The 13,243-nt window shown below is 61.8% G+C and carries 11 protein-coding genes; 6 read left to right on the forward strand and 5 right to left on the reverse strand.

The genetic code is table 11. From position 1 onward, the window contains the following. The first annotated feature begins 1 nt into the window (after window position 1). On the forward strand, window positions 2-1,858 hold the full coding sequence (locus CO657_RS20635; RefSeq protein ID WP_054182272.1) for a DUF2264 domain-containing protein: 1,857 nt from the start codon (window positions 2-4) through the stop codon (window positions 1,856-1,858). Continuing rightward, complete coding sequence (locus CO657_RS20640; protein WP_054182236.1) at window positions 1,855-2,865, forward strand: hydroxyacid dehydrogenase; 1,011 nt, start codon at window positions 1,855-1,857, stop codon at window positions 2,863-2,865. The genes CO657_RS20635 and CO657_RS20640 overlap by 4 nt, the downstream gene beginning before the upstream one ends. Before the next feature lie 355 nt (window positions 2,866-3,220). Here the strand turns inward: CO657_RS20640 and CO657_RS20655 are convergent, their stop codons facing one another. The 5 genes from CO657_RS20655 to CO657_RS20685 all read right to left on the reverse strand — a co-directional run bounded on the left by CO657_RS20655 (window position 3,221) and on the right by CO657_RS20685 (window position 8,792). Then, window positions 3,221-4,498 (reverse strand): Gfo/Idh/MocA family protein, encoded by a 1,278-nt coding sequence (locus tag CO657_RS20655; protein WP_054182235.1) that lies wholly within the window; start codon window positions 4,496-4,498, stop codon window positions 3,221-3,223. A gap of 41 nt (window positions 4,499-4,539) precedes the next feature. Continuing rightward, the gene (locus CO657_RS20660) at window positions 4,540-5,370 is read right to left on the reverse strand and encodes a sugar phosphate isomerase/epimerase family protein (protein WP_054182234.1); all 831 of its coding nucleotides are present in this window, start codon (window positions 5,368-5,370) and stop codon (window positions 4,540-4,542) included. 30 nt (window positions 5,371-5,400) lie between these two features. Next, window positions 5,401-6,564, reverse strand: coding sequence for a dihydrodipicolinate synthase family protein (locus tag CO657_RS20665; protein ID WP_054182233.1), 1,164 nt, complete (start codon window positions 6,562-6,564; stop codon window positions 5,401-5,403). A 3-nt stretch (window positions 6,565-6,567) separates the two neighbouring features. Continuing rightward, window positions 6,568-7,716, reverse strand: a complete 1,149-nt coding sequence (locus CO657_RS20670; protein WP_054182232.1) for a Gfo/Idh/MocA family protein — start codon at window positions 7,714-7,716, stop codon at window positions 6,568-6,570. Window positions 7,717-8,114: 398 nt separating this feature from the next. After that, window positions 8,115-8,792 carry a TetR/AcrR family transcriptional regulator gene (locus CO657_RS20685; protein WP_003589432.1) on the reverse strand — a complete coding sequence of 226 codons (678 nt, stop codon included), beginning with the start codon at window positions 8,790-8,792 and terminating at the stop codon, window positions 8,115-8,117. Window positions 8,793-8,997: 205 nt separating this feature from the next. Here CO657_RS20685 and CO657_RS20690 point away from each other — a divergent pair, with 205 nt between their 5' ends. The 4 genes from CO657_RS20690 to CO657_RS20705 are packed head-to-tail and all read left to right on the forward strand — an operon-like array spanning window position 8,998 to window position 13,227. Beyond that, window positions 8,998-10,284, forward strand: coding sequence for an ABC transporter substrate-binding protein (locus CO657_RS20690; RefSeq protein WP_054182231.1), 1,287 nt, complete (start codon window positions 8,998-9,000; stop codon window positions 10,282-10,284). A gap of 6 nt (window positions 10,285-10,290) precedes the next feature. Further along, window positions 10,291-11,250 (forward strand): carbohydrate ABC transporter permease, encoded by a 960-nt coding sequence (locus CO657_RS20695; protein WP_003589430.1) that lies wholly within the window; start codon window positions 10,291-10,293, stop codon window positions 11,248-11,250. Beyond that, window positions 11,243-12,130 carry a carbohydrate ABC transporter permease gene (locus CO657_RS20700; protein ID WP_003589429.1) on the forward strand — a complete coding sequence of 296 codons (888 nt, stop codon included), beginning with the start codon at window positions 11,243-11,245 and terminating at the stop codon, window positions 12,128-12,130. The genes CO657_RS20695 and CO657_RS20700 overlap by 8 nt, the downstream gene beginning before the upstream one ends. Beyond that, complete coding sequence (locus CO657_RS20705) at window positions 12,130-13,227, forward strand: Gfo/Idh/MocA family protein (RefSeq protein WP_012559453.1); 1,098 nt, start codon at window positions 12,130-12,132, stop codon at window positions 13,225-13,227. The genes CO657_RS20700 and CO657_RS20705 overlap by 1 nt, the downstream gene beginning before the upstream one ends. Window positions 13,228-13,243: the final 16 nt, after the last annotated feature.

Consider the following 13,243-nt stretch of genomic DNA (forward strand, 5'->3'; position numbering starts at 1 on the left):
GATGACCTATGATCCCGCCAGCGCCAACCCGCTCGCAGGCAATCCGCTCGAAACCCGCGCCGATATGAGCCGGGCCCTACTTGAACTCTTCGAGCCACTGCTTGCCTGCTTCTCGGAGGGCAATGCCCGCGTCAGGCTGAGCGGTGCTGCCGCCCATTTCGACCGGGCGGCGGCCGATCTCGAAGGCTTTGCCCGCCCGCTTTGGGGATTGGCGCCGCTTGGCGCCGGCAAGGGCGACTTCGCCCATTGGCATCGGTTCGCCGAAGGCCTCGCAAACGGCACCGATCCCGCCCATCCCGAATATTGGGGAACGGTTAACGGCCGCGATCAGCGGATGGTCGAGCTTGCCGCTCTCGGTTTTGCCCTGGCGCTGGTGCCGGAAAAAATCTGGGAACCGCTCGATGCGCGCGCCCGCAACAATGTCATCGCCTATCTCAAACATGCCAGGCAGTTCGACTATGCCGACAACAACTGGAAATTCTTCCGGATTTTCGTCGATATCGCCCTCGATCGCCTCGGCGCCGATTTCGACCGCAGCCTGACCCGGCAATATCTGGAGGAACTCGAAGGCTTCTATATCGGCGACGGCTGGTATCGCGACGGAAACGTCCGCCGCATAGACCACTACATTCCCTTCGCCATGCATTTCTATGGCCTGATCTATTCGAAGCTGGTCGACGACGATTATGCCAAGCGCTATCGCGAGCGCGCGATCCTCTTCGCCCGGGATTTCCGCCACTGGTTCGCCGCCGACGGCGCCACGATCCCCTTCGGCCGCAGCCTGACCTATCGTTTCGCCTGCGCCGGCTTCTGGTCGGCGCTCGCCTTTGCCGATGTCGAGGCTTTGCCCTGGGGCGAGGTCAAGCATCTCTGCCTGCAGCATCTGCGCTGGTGGAAAGATAAGCCAATTGCCGATCGCGACGGCGTGTTGTCGATCGGTTTCGGCTATCCGAACCTGCTGATGTCGGAAAGTTACAATTCCGCCGGCTCCCCCTATTGGGCGCTCAAGGCCTTCCTGCCGCTGGCGATCGCCGAGGATCATCCGTTCTGGACCGCTGAGGAAAAGGCGCCGGAGCCGGCACCTGATGTCGTTCCTCAGCGTCATCCCGGTATGGTGATGATGCGGACGGGCGGCGATGTCGTGGCCCTTTCCTCCGGCCAGGAAAACCTGCAGATGCGGTTCGGCACGGAAAAATACGCGAAATTCGCTTATTCCTCCCGCTACGGCTTCAGTGTCGAATCCGACGAACGCGGCTTTGCGCTCGCCGCCTTCGATTCGATGCTGGCCTTCAGCGATGATGGCCTGCACTACCGCGTGCGCGAAACCAATGAGGAAGCCAAGCTCGCAGGCGACGTGCTGTATGCAAAATGGTCGCCTTTTGAAGATGTCGGCGTCGAAACCTGGCTCGTGCCACGAGCCCCCTGGCATATCCGCCTCCACCGGATCAGCTCAGGCCGGCCGCTGCGCATCGCCGAAGGCGGCTTTGCCATCGACCGCCGGGATTTCGAACTCGACAGGCTGTCGGCTTCGGATGGGGCTGCCTATGCGATCGGCGAAGCCGATTTCAGCTGCATTCTCGATCTCGGTTCTTCGGTCAGGCGCACCGGGCTGACCCAGAAGGCGCAGCCGAACACCAATGTGATCGTTGCGAAAACACTGGTGCCACAACTGCGCGGCCAGATCCCGGCCGGCGAAACCATCCTGGTGACGGCGGTACTGGCGCTCGACGATCCCGCTGCCGTCTCCTCGGCCTGGACGAAGCCGCCGAGGGCGCCCGACATCGCAGCGCTGGAGGCCTTGGTGCGGGAAAAGGGCGTGACCGTCAGCGCCATCGAAGCCCCGGGACAGATGCCATGAGCCGACCGGCCATTGTCCTTGCCATGCAGCCCTCGCGCACCGAGCATGTCCTGCCGGATGAGATCCTGCGCCGGCTGAATGGCATCGGCCGTCTGCTGGATGCCGAGCCGCTGCAGCATTTCGACTATGCGCGGGCGAGGCGTCTGCTGGCCGAAGCCGAAATCCTGATGACCGGCTGGGGCGCGCCCTATGTCGGGCCTGACATCCTCGCAGCCGCGCCGCGGCTTCGCCTCATCGTCCATGCGGCGGGCACGGTGAAGGGCATCATCGACGACGCCATCTTCGAAGCCGGCATAGCGGTCAGCCACGCGGCCGAGGCCAATGCCGTGCCGGTCGCCGAATTCACGCTGGCGGCGATCCTTTTCGCCGGCAAACGGGCCTTCCGGTTCCGCGATCTCTACGTTGCCGACCGCAACCGCGATCGAACCTATCCGATGCAGCGCGAAGCCATCGGCAATTACGGCCGCACCCTCGGCATCGTCGGCGCCTCGCGCATCGGCCGGCGGGTGATCGAGCTGTTGAAACCCTTTGGCTACAGGCTGCTGCTGTTCGACCCGATGCTTGATGCCGCCGAGGCGGCCGGCCTCGGCGCCGAGAAGGTCGAGCTCGACGAATTGATGCGCCGCGCCGATATCGTTTCCCTGCACGCGCCGTCGCTGCCGTCGACCCGGCACATGATCGACGCACGAGGGCTGTCGCTGATGAAGGACGGGGCGACGCTCATCAATACGGCGCGCGGCATTCTCATCGATGAGGCGGCACTGCTTTCGGAGCTGAAGACCGGCCGCATCGATGCGGTCATCGACGTCACCGATCCGGAAATCCCGGAGCCGGATTCTATATTTTACGATCTGCCGAACGTCTTTCTGACTCCGCATATTGCCGGCGCCATCGGGCTGGAACGGGCGCGCCTCGGCGAGATGGCGGTGGACGAGGTCGAGCGCTTCGTGAGCGGCCGGCCGCTGCTCTACCAGATCCACCAGGCAAATCTCGAAAACATCGCCTGAGTCGCATCGAGCGGCTCAGGCGCTGTAAAATCAAAGACCGAAAGCGCTGGGAGCGAATCTGAAAGATCGCGACGCGCCTTAGAGCCTTTCCTGGTTAGATTGACGCATTCTGCCGGAGCAGATTTTCGTCAGGGCAGAGGCGATTGGCGAAGGGCATACCTCCAGGTACGTCCGAGCCGATCGCCTTTGATCCTGGCTAGAGATGCCCGGCCCTTCGGGTTGGCTGAAACGGGCCGGCTGATCGACCGGCCGGCTTGGCCGTAGAGCTTGGCTACGACGCGCGCCGGCCGGTCGACCATCCGACTCCGTTTGAGCCAACAGAATGCTTCAATCTAACCAGGAAAGGCTCTAGCTATCAGCGCGCTGTTTTCAGCGAATTCGGCGACCCGTCATCGGCAAGTTCGGGCATCAGATCGGCAATATTGACCACCTTGCCGGTGCGCGAACTCGTCAGCGCTGCAATGCCGCAGAGCACGGACATGGCGCCGGCCCGCGTGCCGGCGCGCTGGGCGAGCCGGTCTTCCATATCGGGCTTGAAGATCATGTTGCGCATCCGGTCGTCGCCGCCGTAATGGCCGCCGGTGAAATGCGGAACGACGATGCGCTCTACCGCTTCCTTGCCGTTCGGGAAATTGCGGATGAGCAGGATCGTGTCCTGCTTCGGCTCTTCCCACGGCTGGGCCTCATACTGGCGAATTTCGATGCGTCCCTTGGTGCCGTTGAATGCCAGGTGATGGCCTTCGATCGGCTGGAAGGTGTTCAGCGAATAGGACACATGGACGTTGTTGCGGTAACGCAGGCTGACCACCATCGTATCGGGAATATCGATATCCTCGCGGAAGACGCAGCCGTCGCGGAAATAGCCGTCGATCTTCGAGGGATCTTCATAGAGCTGATCGAGAAAGGAATCCTGTTCGATATCGAGATAATAGTCGCATTCATGCGCGTGCGGACAGAGCTTGCAGCGCGGTCCGCGGAACGGGCCCTTGCGGCCGTAGTTCTGCAGGTCGGCGAAGGAGGTGACGGCGTCGGGATCGCTGTCGAGATACCAGTTCAACAGATCGAAATGATGCGTCGCCTTGTGGACGAACAGGCTGCCGGAATTTTCTGTATAGGCATGCCAGCGTCGGAAGTAGTCGGCGCCATGCTTGGTGTTGAGATACCAGTGAAAATCGACGGAGGTCACCCGGCCGATCTCGCCGCCGTTCAGCAGCTCCTTGATCTTTGCGGCCGTCGGCGCGTAGCGATAGTTGAAGGAGACGTCGACGCGGCGACCGGTGCGTTTTTCGGCATCGAGAATCCGGCGAATTTTCTCGACCGAGGTGGTCATCGGCTTTTCGGTAATGACGTCGATACCGGCCTCCAGCGCCCGCACGACGATATCGTCATGCGTATGGTCGGGCGTGCAGACGATGACCAAATCCGGTTTCTGCTCGGCGAGCATGGAATCGATGTTTTCATAGAGCGGCGCGTTGCTGCCGATCATGTTGCGGGCGCGCTCGCCGCGCAGCGAATTCGTCTCGACGATGGCTGTGAGGTCGACATGTTCGCGCCAGCCGGCCAGCAGATCCTTGCCCCACATGGTGGTGCCGCGGTTTCCCGTGCCGATCAGGGCAAAACGGCGTTTCTCCATCGAATGATCCTCCTGCATGCGTGATGAAACGAATATTGAAATTAGATCTGGCAGCAGCTTCTGAAGCGCTCGACGCAGGTGGCGATCACCTCATCGGCCGGGCGTTTCCACCAGGTCTCGGCCGAAAAGATTTCCACCTCCTGCGCGCCGAAGAACCCGGCGGCCTCGACCATTTGTCTTATGCCCTTGAGGTCGATGACGCCATCGCCCATCATGCCGCGGTCGAGCAGCATGTCCTTGGTCGGCACCAGCCAGTCGCAGATGTGATGGGCGAAAATGCGTTTCATCCGGCCGGCGCGGGCGATCTGGTTGGCAAGATCGGGATCCCACCAGACATGGTAGACGTCGATCGCGACGCCGACATCCTCGCCGAGCGGCTCGCACATGTCGAGCGCCTGGCCGAGCGTGTTTACGCAGGACCGGTCGGCCGCATACATCGGATGCAGCGGCTCGATGGCAAGCTTCACGCCGGCAGCCTGGGCATGCGGCAGCACCGCGGCAATGCCGTCGAACACCATCTGGCGGGCTGCGACGATATCCCTCGAAGCGCCCGGCAAGCCGCCGACGACGAGCACCAGGCAATCGGCCGAAAACGCCGCCGCCTCGTCGATGGCGCGCCGGTTGTCGTCGAGGTTCTTCTGCCAGTCGCCCTCGTTTGCGGCCGGAAAGAAGCCGCCGCGGCAAAGCCCGGTCAGCTTGATGCCGTTCGATTTGACGATCCGCACCGCTTCATCGAGGCCGGCCTTGGCGACCTGGTCGCGCCAGGGCGCGATCGAGGTGATGCCGTGCTTCAGGCAGATGTCGACGGCTTCGGCAAAACCGCATTGCTCGCGGATCGTCGCCAGGTTGATCGAAAGTCCTTCGACCTGCATGTCATTCTCCTCCCATCGCCGTGCCGGCGCTCAATGAACGCCGTGAACGGCAAGCACTTGGCGCATGCGCGCTGTTGCCAGTTCCGGATCGGCCAGAACCCGCGCCTTGTCGGCCAGCCGGAAGAGCTCTGCCAGATGCGTCAGCGAGCGGGTGCTCTGCTGGCCGCCGACCATGGTGAAATGGTCCTGCAGGCCGTTGAGATACGCGAGGAAGACGACGCCGGTCTTGTAGAAGCGGGTCGGCGCCTTGAAGATGTGCCGTGACAGCGGCACGGTCGGCTCGAGCAGGTCGAAGAATTCGTGGTTGCTCTTGCGGCCGAGCGCGTCAAGCGCAGCCGACGCTGCCGGTGCGATCGCATCGAAAATCCCGAGCAGCGCATCGGAATGGCCATCTTCATCGCCGGCGATCAGTTCGGCATAGTTGAAGTCGTCGCCGGTATACATGCGCACGGCCTTCGGCAGCTGCCGGCGCATCGCCACTTCCTTTTCCTTGGAAAGCAGCGAGATCTTGATGCCGTCGACCTTGGCGGCATTGGCTTCGATCACTTCGAGGCAGGTTTCCATCGCCTTCAGGTGGTCGCCATTGCCCCAATATCCCTCGAGCGCGGGGTCGAACATTTCGCCGAGCCAATGGATGATGACGGGTTCTTTGACCTGGCGGAGGATGCGGTCATAGACCCTGACATAATCGTCCGGTCCCTTGGCGGCGGCGGCAAGCGCCCGGCTCGCCATCAGGATGATGCGGCCGCCGGCCGCCTCCACCGTTTCGATCTGCTCTTCATAAGCTCTGAGAATGGTGTCGATGGTCACGTCGGGTCCCGGCGTCAGATGGTCGGTGCCGGCGCCGCAGGCGATCAGCGCATCGTTGCGGCCGGCCGCTTCGCCAAGCGCCCGGCGGATAAGGTCGCGGGCCTCAGGCCAGCCGAGGCCCATGCCGCGCTGCGCCGTATCCATCGCTTCGGCAACGCCGAGGCCGAGATCCCAGAGCCGGTGGCGGAAGGCAAGCGTCCGCTCCCAGTCGATCGCCGGCGTCAGCCAGGGATCGTTGTCGGCGAGCGGATCGGCGACGACATGGGCGGCGGCAAAGGCGATGCGCGGAAAGGCCTTCGCGTCGCGTTTCTTCAGTTCGATCGGCGTGCCGGTCAGCGTATAGGGGACGATCTTGCCGTCCAGCGGGAGATTGATCGTCGTCACGGCTCAGAACTCCAGTGCGGGAACGTCGAGCCAGCGGCGTTCGGCCCACGATTTCAGGCCGAGTTCGGCCAGCTGCACACCCTTGGCGCCGGCTTCCAGCCCATAGGGCCACGGCGCGTCTTCGACGACATGGCGGATGAACATTTCCCACTGCACCTTGAAGCCGTTGTCGAAGGCCTGCGTGTCCGGAACCTCGTCCCAGGTCTTGTAAAAGTCGATCGTCTGCGGCTGGTCGGGGTTCCAGACTGGCTTCGGCGTGTTGACGCGGTGCTGGCTCCAGCATTTCGTCAGGCCGGCGACGGCCGAACCGTGCGTGCCGTCGACCTGGAAGGTAACGAGATCGTCGCGGCGCACGCGCACCGCCCAGGACGAGTTGATCTGGGCGATTGCGCCGCCGTCGAGCTCGAAGGTCGCATAGGCGGCATCATCGGTGTCGCAGTCATAGGGCTTGCCCTGCTCATCGATGCGGCGCGGAATATGCGTGGCGCCGAGGCAGGAGACGGCCTTCACCTCGCCGAACAGATTGTCGAGCACGTAGCGCCAGTGGCAGAGCATGTCGAGAATGATGCCGCCGCCGTCGCCCTTGCGGTAATTCCAGGAGGGACGCTGGGCCGGCACACCCCAATCGCCTTCGAAAACCCAATAGCCGAATTCACCGCGCACCGAGAGGATCTTGCCGAAAAAGCCGGAATCCCTGAGCAGCGCCAGTTTGCGCAGGCCGGGCAGGAAGAGCTTGTCCTGCACGACGCCGTGTTTGAGCCCGGAGCCGCGCGCCTTGCGGGCAAGATCGATCGCCACCTGCAGGTCGTCGGAAATCGGCTTTTCGCAATAGACATGCTTGCCGGCATCGAGCGCCCGGGACAGAAGTTCGGCGCGCATCAGCGTGGTGCCGGCGTCGAAGAAGATCGTGTCGTCGGGATTGGCGAGAGCGGCATCGAGATCGGTCGACCAGCGCTTGATGTTATGCCTCTTCGCCAGCTCTTCCATCTTGGCGCCGTTGCGGCCGACGATGATCGGGTCGATTTCGAGTTTCTCACCCGATTTCAGCGTGATGCCCCCCTGATCGCGGAACGCGAGGATCGAACGCACCAGGTGCTGATTGTACCCCATGCGGCCGGTAACGCCGTGCAAGATGATCCCCAAGCGTGCCATGTTTTCCTCCCTGGAATCGTTTGCGGCGGGAGCGGGCATCAAGCCCGGCCCTCCCAAGCCGGTAACTAAACAGTTACTTGATGGCAGAAGAGCGGCGAGGCTGTCAATAGTCAAATCCTGATTTCGGAATCAGAGCCTTTCCGGGTTAGATTGAAGCATTCTGCCGGAGCAGGTTTTCGTCAGGGCAAAGGCGATCGGCTCGGACATACCTCTTGGTACGTCCGAGCCGATCGCCTTTGATCCTGGCTAGAGATGCCCGGCCCTTCGGGTTGGCTGAAACGGGCCGGCTGATCGATCGGCCGGCTTGGCCGTAGAGCTTGGCTACGACGCGCGCCGGCCGGTCGACCATCCGACTCCGTTTGAGCCAACAGAATGCTGCAATCTAACCCGGAAAGGCTCTAATGCTTGATCGAGGCGAGCGTCACGTGGACGATATGTCTTTCCCAAGCATTGAGATGGTTCGGCTCGATCAGGTCGCGGCCGAAGATCGTTGAAAGCGTGTACTGGTTGGACAGGTAGAAATAGCCGAGCGAGGCGATCGTCAGATAGACGTGCAGCGGATCGGCGGTCTCGACGAAGACGCCTTGCTTCTTTCCCCGCTCGAGCACATCAGAAAGCTCGCCGATCAGATGCGAATGCAGTTCCTTGAGCCGAACGGACTGGCGCAGCCAGCGGGCCCGATGCAGATTTTCCGTGCCGAGCAGGCTGAGGAATTCCGGGTGCTGGAGAAAATAACGCCAGGTGAAGAGCGCCAGTTCGCCGATGCCCTCCTCCGGGCTGCGGTCGCCGATATGCAGCGCGCGCTCGGCGGTGCGGATGCCGACATAGGCTTCTTCGAGGACTCTCAGATAGAGCTGCTCCTTGTCGCCGAAATAGTGGTAGAGCATGCGCTTGTTGGTGCCGGCGCGCTCGGCAATGGCGTCGACGCGGGCCCCGCCCATGCCGTTTTCGGCAAATTCCCGGGTGGCCGCTTCCAGGATCGCGGCGCGCGTCCGCTCCGGATCGCGCTGCGCCGTGCGTTCCTGAGATGGGCGCCGGGATTTTTTCTTCTCCCCGTTTTCGCCGTTGTCGTTCATCGTTTCCCCTCCGTCTCGCATGTTGCGCTCATAAGCCTTCGGTGCGAAATTGTAAAAACCGAATTTAGAAGGGCGGCGAGCAAGAACCGACACCCCGCTTGACAGGCTTGCCGCTTTGCTCGTAGCTTGTAACCAATTAGTTATTTATGCAAGAGTAACGACATCGGAAGCGTGTGGAGGCGCTTCCCCTTTGGAGGAGGAAAAAATGAGCCTACGTGTAAGCAGACGTAATTTCATGGCGGGAGGCGCAACGCTTCTTTCGCTCTCGGCGCTCGGAACCAGCGCTTTTGCACAGGAAAAGCGCTTGCGCCTCCTGTGGTGGGGCTCGCAGCCGCGCGCCGACCGCACCAACAAGGTGTCCCAGCTCTATCAGACGAAGAATGCCGGTACGTCGATCACCGGCGAATTCCTCGGTTGGGGCGATTACTGGCCGCGCCTTGCGACCCAGGTCGCCGGCCGCAACGCGCCCGACGTCATCCAGATGGATTATCGCTATATCGTTCAGTATGCACGGCGCGGCGCACTCGCACCGCTTGAATCCTATATGCCGGCCAAGCTCAACCTTGACGATTTCGACAAGGCGCAGATCGAAGGCGGCAGCGTCGACGGCCATCTCTATGGCGTCAGCCTGGGTGCAAACTCGGCCGCGACGGTGCTGAACACCACCGCCTTCAAGGAAGCCGGGGTCGATCTGCCGACACAGGCGACCACCTGGGAAGAATTCGGCCGCATGGGTACGGAGATCACCAAGGCAGGCAAACGCAAGGGCATGTTCGGCCTCGCCGACGGCAGTGGCGGTGAACCGCTGTTCGAAAACTGGCTGCGCCAGCGCGGCAAGGGCCTTTATACCGCCGACGGCAAGATCGCCTTCGACGTCGACGATGCATCGGAATGGTACGACATGTGGGCCAAGTTCCGTGAGTCCGGCGCCTGCGTTCCTGCCGACGTCCAGGCGCTCGACAAGAACGACATCGAAACCAACACGGTATCGCTCGGCAAGTCCGCGGCCGGTTTTGCCCATTCCAACCAGTTCGTCGCCTATCAGGCCATGAACAAGGACAAGCTGGCGCTCACCAACTACATGCGCATCAAGGCGGATTCGAAGGGCGGCCACTATCGCAAGCCTTCGATGTTCTTCTCGGTCTCGGCCCAGTCGAAAGCGATCGACTTGGCAGTGGATTACATCAACTTCTTCGTCAAGAACCCCGAAGCAGTGCTGCTCCTGGATGTCGAACGCGGCATTCCGGAATCGGCCGCCATGCGCGAGGTCGTCGCGGCGAAACTCGACGAGAACGGCAAGGTCGCGTTGGCCTATGTCAGCGGTCTCGGCGATCTTGCCGGCAAATTGCCGCCGCCGCCGCCGGCCGGGGCCGGTGAAGGCGAGCTGATGCTGCGCAACATCGCCGAACAGGTCGGCTTCGGCCAGCTATCTCCTTCCGATGGCGGCAAACAGCTTGTCACCGAAATCACGCAGATTCTCGCACGAGGCTGATCCCGTATGAGCAATGCGATGCGCACGCCCGCAGGGGCTATATCAGTGGAACGATATCAGGGGGCCGTGGCCGAGGGACGCTTCCGGCGTCTCTGGAACGCCAATGCTCCCGGCTATCTCTTCCTCCTGCCATGGCTTATCGGCTTTTTCGGGCTGACGCTGGGGCCGGCCCTGATTTCGCTCTACCTCTCCTTCACCGACTTCGACATGCTGCAGTCGCCGCGGTGGGTGGGTATTTCGAATTACGTGCGCATCGCCACGGCGGATCCGAAATTTTCGGCCGCCATGCACGTCACCCTGACTTATGTTGTCTTCTCGGTGCCGTTCAAACTGACCTTCGCCTTGCTGGTTGCCATGGCTTTGAATCGTGGCCTGCGCGGGCTGACCTTCTATCGCGCCATCTTCTACCTCCCTTCGTTGCTGGGTGGCAGCGTGGCGATCGCCGTGCTCTGGCGCCAGCTTTTCGCCAGCGATGGTCTCGTCAATGCCGCGCTCTCGCAGTTCGGTATAGAAGGTCCCAGCTGGATCTCGCATCCGAACTATTCGATCTACACGCTGGTGGCGCTGTCGGTCTGGCAGTTCGGCTCGCCGATGATCATCTTTCTCGCCGGTCTGCGCCAGATCCCGCAGGATATGTATGAAGCGGCAAGCCTCGACGGAGCCTCGAAATTCCGCCAGTTCTACAAGATCACCCTGCCGCTGCTCACCCCGGTCATCTTCTTCAACGCCGTGGTCCAGACAATCGACGCCTTCAAGGCATTCACCCCGGCCTTCATCATATCAGGCGGTACCGGCGGCCCGATCAACTCGACGCTGTTCTACACGCTCTACCTTTATCAGGAAGCCTTCGGCAATTTCCGCATGGGTTATGCCTCGGCGCTCGCCTGGATCCTGGTCGTGATCATCGCGATCTTCACGGCCTTTTCCTTCCTGACCTCGCGCTATTGGGTGCACTACGATGACTGAGATGACCGCTTCCGTCACTGCGGCCAGGCCGCCATCGGACATCACCAAACGCAGCCTGCCGGCGTCGCTTGTCATCCACGCACTATTGATCGCCGCATCGATTCTGATGGTCTATCCGCTTTTGTGGATGGTTTCGGCATCGGTCAGGCCGGAAACCGAGATTTTCTCCTCGACCTCGCTTATCCCGTCGTCGATCGATTTTTCCTCTTATGCGCGCGGCTGGGTCGGTCTCGATGTCAGCTTCGGCCGGTTCTTCTGGAATTCGCTCGTCATTTCGCTGCTGGTGGTGACGGGCAATGTCATCGCCTGCTCGCTGACGGCCTTCGCCTTTGCGCGACTGCGTTTCGCCGGCCGCAATTTCTGGTTCGCGATCATGCTCGGCACGCTGATGATTCCCTATCACGTGACGCTGATCCCGCAATATGTGCTCTTCCTCAACCTCGGCTGGGTCAACACCATCCTGCCGCTCGTCGTGCCGAAGTTCCTGGCAAGCGATGCCTTCTTTATCTTCCTGATGGTGCAGTTCTTCCGCGGCATCCCGCGCGAACTCGACGAAGCCGCTATGATGGACGGCTGCAGCGCCTGGCGCATCTACTGGAAGATCATGCTGCCGCTGTCGCTGCCGGTTCTGGCAACGGCCGCCATCTTCTCCTTCATCTGGACCTGGGACGATTTCTTCGGTCCGCTGATCTACCTGAACGACATGAATACCTACACGATCCAGCTCGGCCTGCGCACCTTCGTGGATTCCACCAGCGCATCGGATTGGGGCGGCTTGTTCGCCATGTCGACGCTGACGCTCGTGCCGGTGTTCTTCTTCTTCCTGTTCTTCCAGCGCCTGCTGATCGAAGGCATCGCCACCACGGGTATGAAGCGTTGATGGCGGTCACGGGAAACAGTGACATGAGCATCAGAACGGTCGCGATCGTCGGCTGCGGTATCGGCCGCTCCCACATTGTCGAGGGTTATCTGCCGCATGCCGACAAGTTCAAGGTCGTGGCGATCTGCGACCTGAATGAGCAGCGCATGGCGTCAGTCGGCGACGAGTTCGGCATCGAGCGGCGCACCACCTCCTTTGCGGAGTTGCTCGCCGACGAAACGATCGACATCATCGATATCTGCACTCCGCCCGGCATCCATCTGGAACAGGTGGTGGCTGCCCTCGCTGCCGGCAAACATGTCGTTTGCGAAAAGCCGCTGACCGGCTCGCTTGCCGCCGTCGATACGATCATGGCAGCGGAGAAAGCCGCCAAAGGCGTGCTGATGCCGATCTTCCAGTATCGCTACGGCGACGGCATCCAGAAGGCCAAGCGGATTATCGACGCCGGCATTGCCGGCAAGGCCTACACGGCTTCGGTCGAAACCTTCTGGCTGCGCAAGCCCGAATATTACGCCGTGCCCTGGCGCGGCAAATGGGCGACGGAACTCGGCGGCGTGCTCGTCACCCATGCGCTGCATCTGCACGACATGATGATGCATCTGATGGGGCCGGCGGCAAGGGTCTTCGGCCGTGTCGCCACCCGCGTCAACGATATCGAGGTCGAGGATTGCGCCTCCGCCAGCCTGCTGATGGAAAGCGGCGCCTTCGTCTCGCTGTCCTGCACGCTGGGTTCGCAGGAACAGTTGAGCCGGCTGAGGCTGCACTTCGAGAATGTTACCTTCGAAAGCAGCCATGAGCCCTATACGCCAGGTAAGGATCCTTGGAAGATCATCGCCGCCAATGACGACGTGCAGGCAAAGATCGACCGGGTGATCAGCGACTGGCAGCCGGTCGCGCCGCGTTTCACTACCCAGATGGGCCAGTTTCACGCCTTCCTCAGCGGCCATGGGCCGCTGCCGGTGACGACGGTGGATGCACGCCGCGCGCTGGAACTCGTCACCGCCATCTACCAGTCTTCCGACAGCGGCGCCGAAGTGCCGCTGCCGGTCGGCCCGGACAGTCCGAAATACGTCGATTGGCGTGCAAGAACGAAGTAATCGATAAATAAAACGA

It is taken from the genome of Rhizobium acidisoli, from assembly GCF_002531755.2.
Taxonomy (GTDB): domain Bacteria; phylum Pseudomonadota; class Alphaproteobacteria; order Rhizobiales; family Rhizobiaceae; genus Rhizobium; species Rhizobium acidisoli.

Excerpts from the sequence above, each read along its gene's own strand:
- CO657_RS20640 (WP_054182236.1), top strand. The coding sequence starts at position 1,855 with ATGAGCCGACCGGCCATTGTCCTTGCCATGCAGCCCTCGCGCACCGAG.
- CO657_RS20685 (WP_003589432.1), bottom strand. The coding sequence starts at position 8,792 with ATGAACGACAACGGCGAAAACGGGGAGAAGAAAAAATCCCGGCGCCCA.
- CO657_RS20700 (WP_003589429.1), top strand. The coding sequence starts at position 11,243 with ATGACTGAGATGACCGCTTCCGTCACTGCGGCCAGGCCGCCATCGGAC.
- CO657_RS20660 (WP_054182234.1), bottom strand. The coding sequence starts at position 5,370 with ATGCAGGTCGAAGGACTTTCGATCAACCTGGCGACGATCCGCGAGCAA.
- CO657_RS20695 (WP_003589430.1), top strand. The coding sequence starts at position 10,291 with ATGAGCAATGCGATGCGCACGCCCGCAGGGGCTATATCAGTGGAACGA.
- CO657_RS20635 (WP_054182272.1), top strand. The coding sequence starts at position 2 with ATGACCTATGATCCCGCCAGCGCCAACCCGCTCGCAGGCAATCCGCTC.
- CO657_RS20690 (WP_054182231.1), top strand. The coding sequence starts at position 8,998 with ATGAGCCTACGTGTAAGCAGACGTAATTTCATGGCGGGAGGCGCAACG.
- CO657_RS20655 (WP_054182235.1), bottom strand. The coding sequence starts at position 4,498 with ATGGAGAAACGCCGTTTTGCCCTGATCGGCACGGGAAACCGCGGCACC.
- CO657_RS20670 (WP_054182232.1), bottom strand. The coding sequence starts at position 7,716 with ATGGCACGCTTGGGGATCATCTTGCACGGCGTTACCGGCCGCATGGGG.
- CO657_RS20705 (WP_012559453.1), top strand. The coding sequence starts at position 12,130 with ATGGCGGTCACGGGAAACAGTGACATGAGCATCAGAACGGTCGCGATC.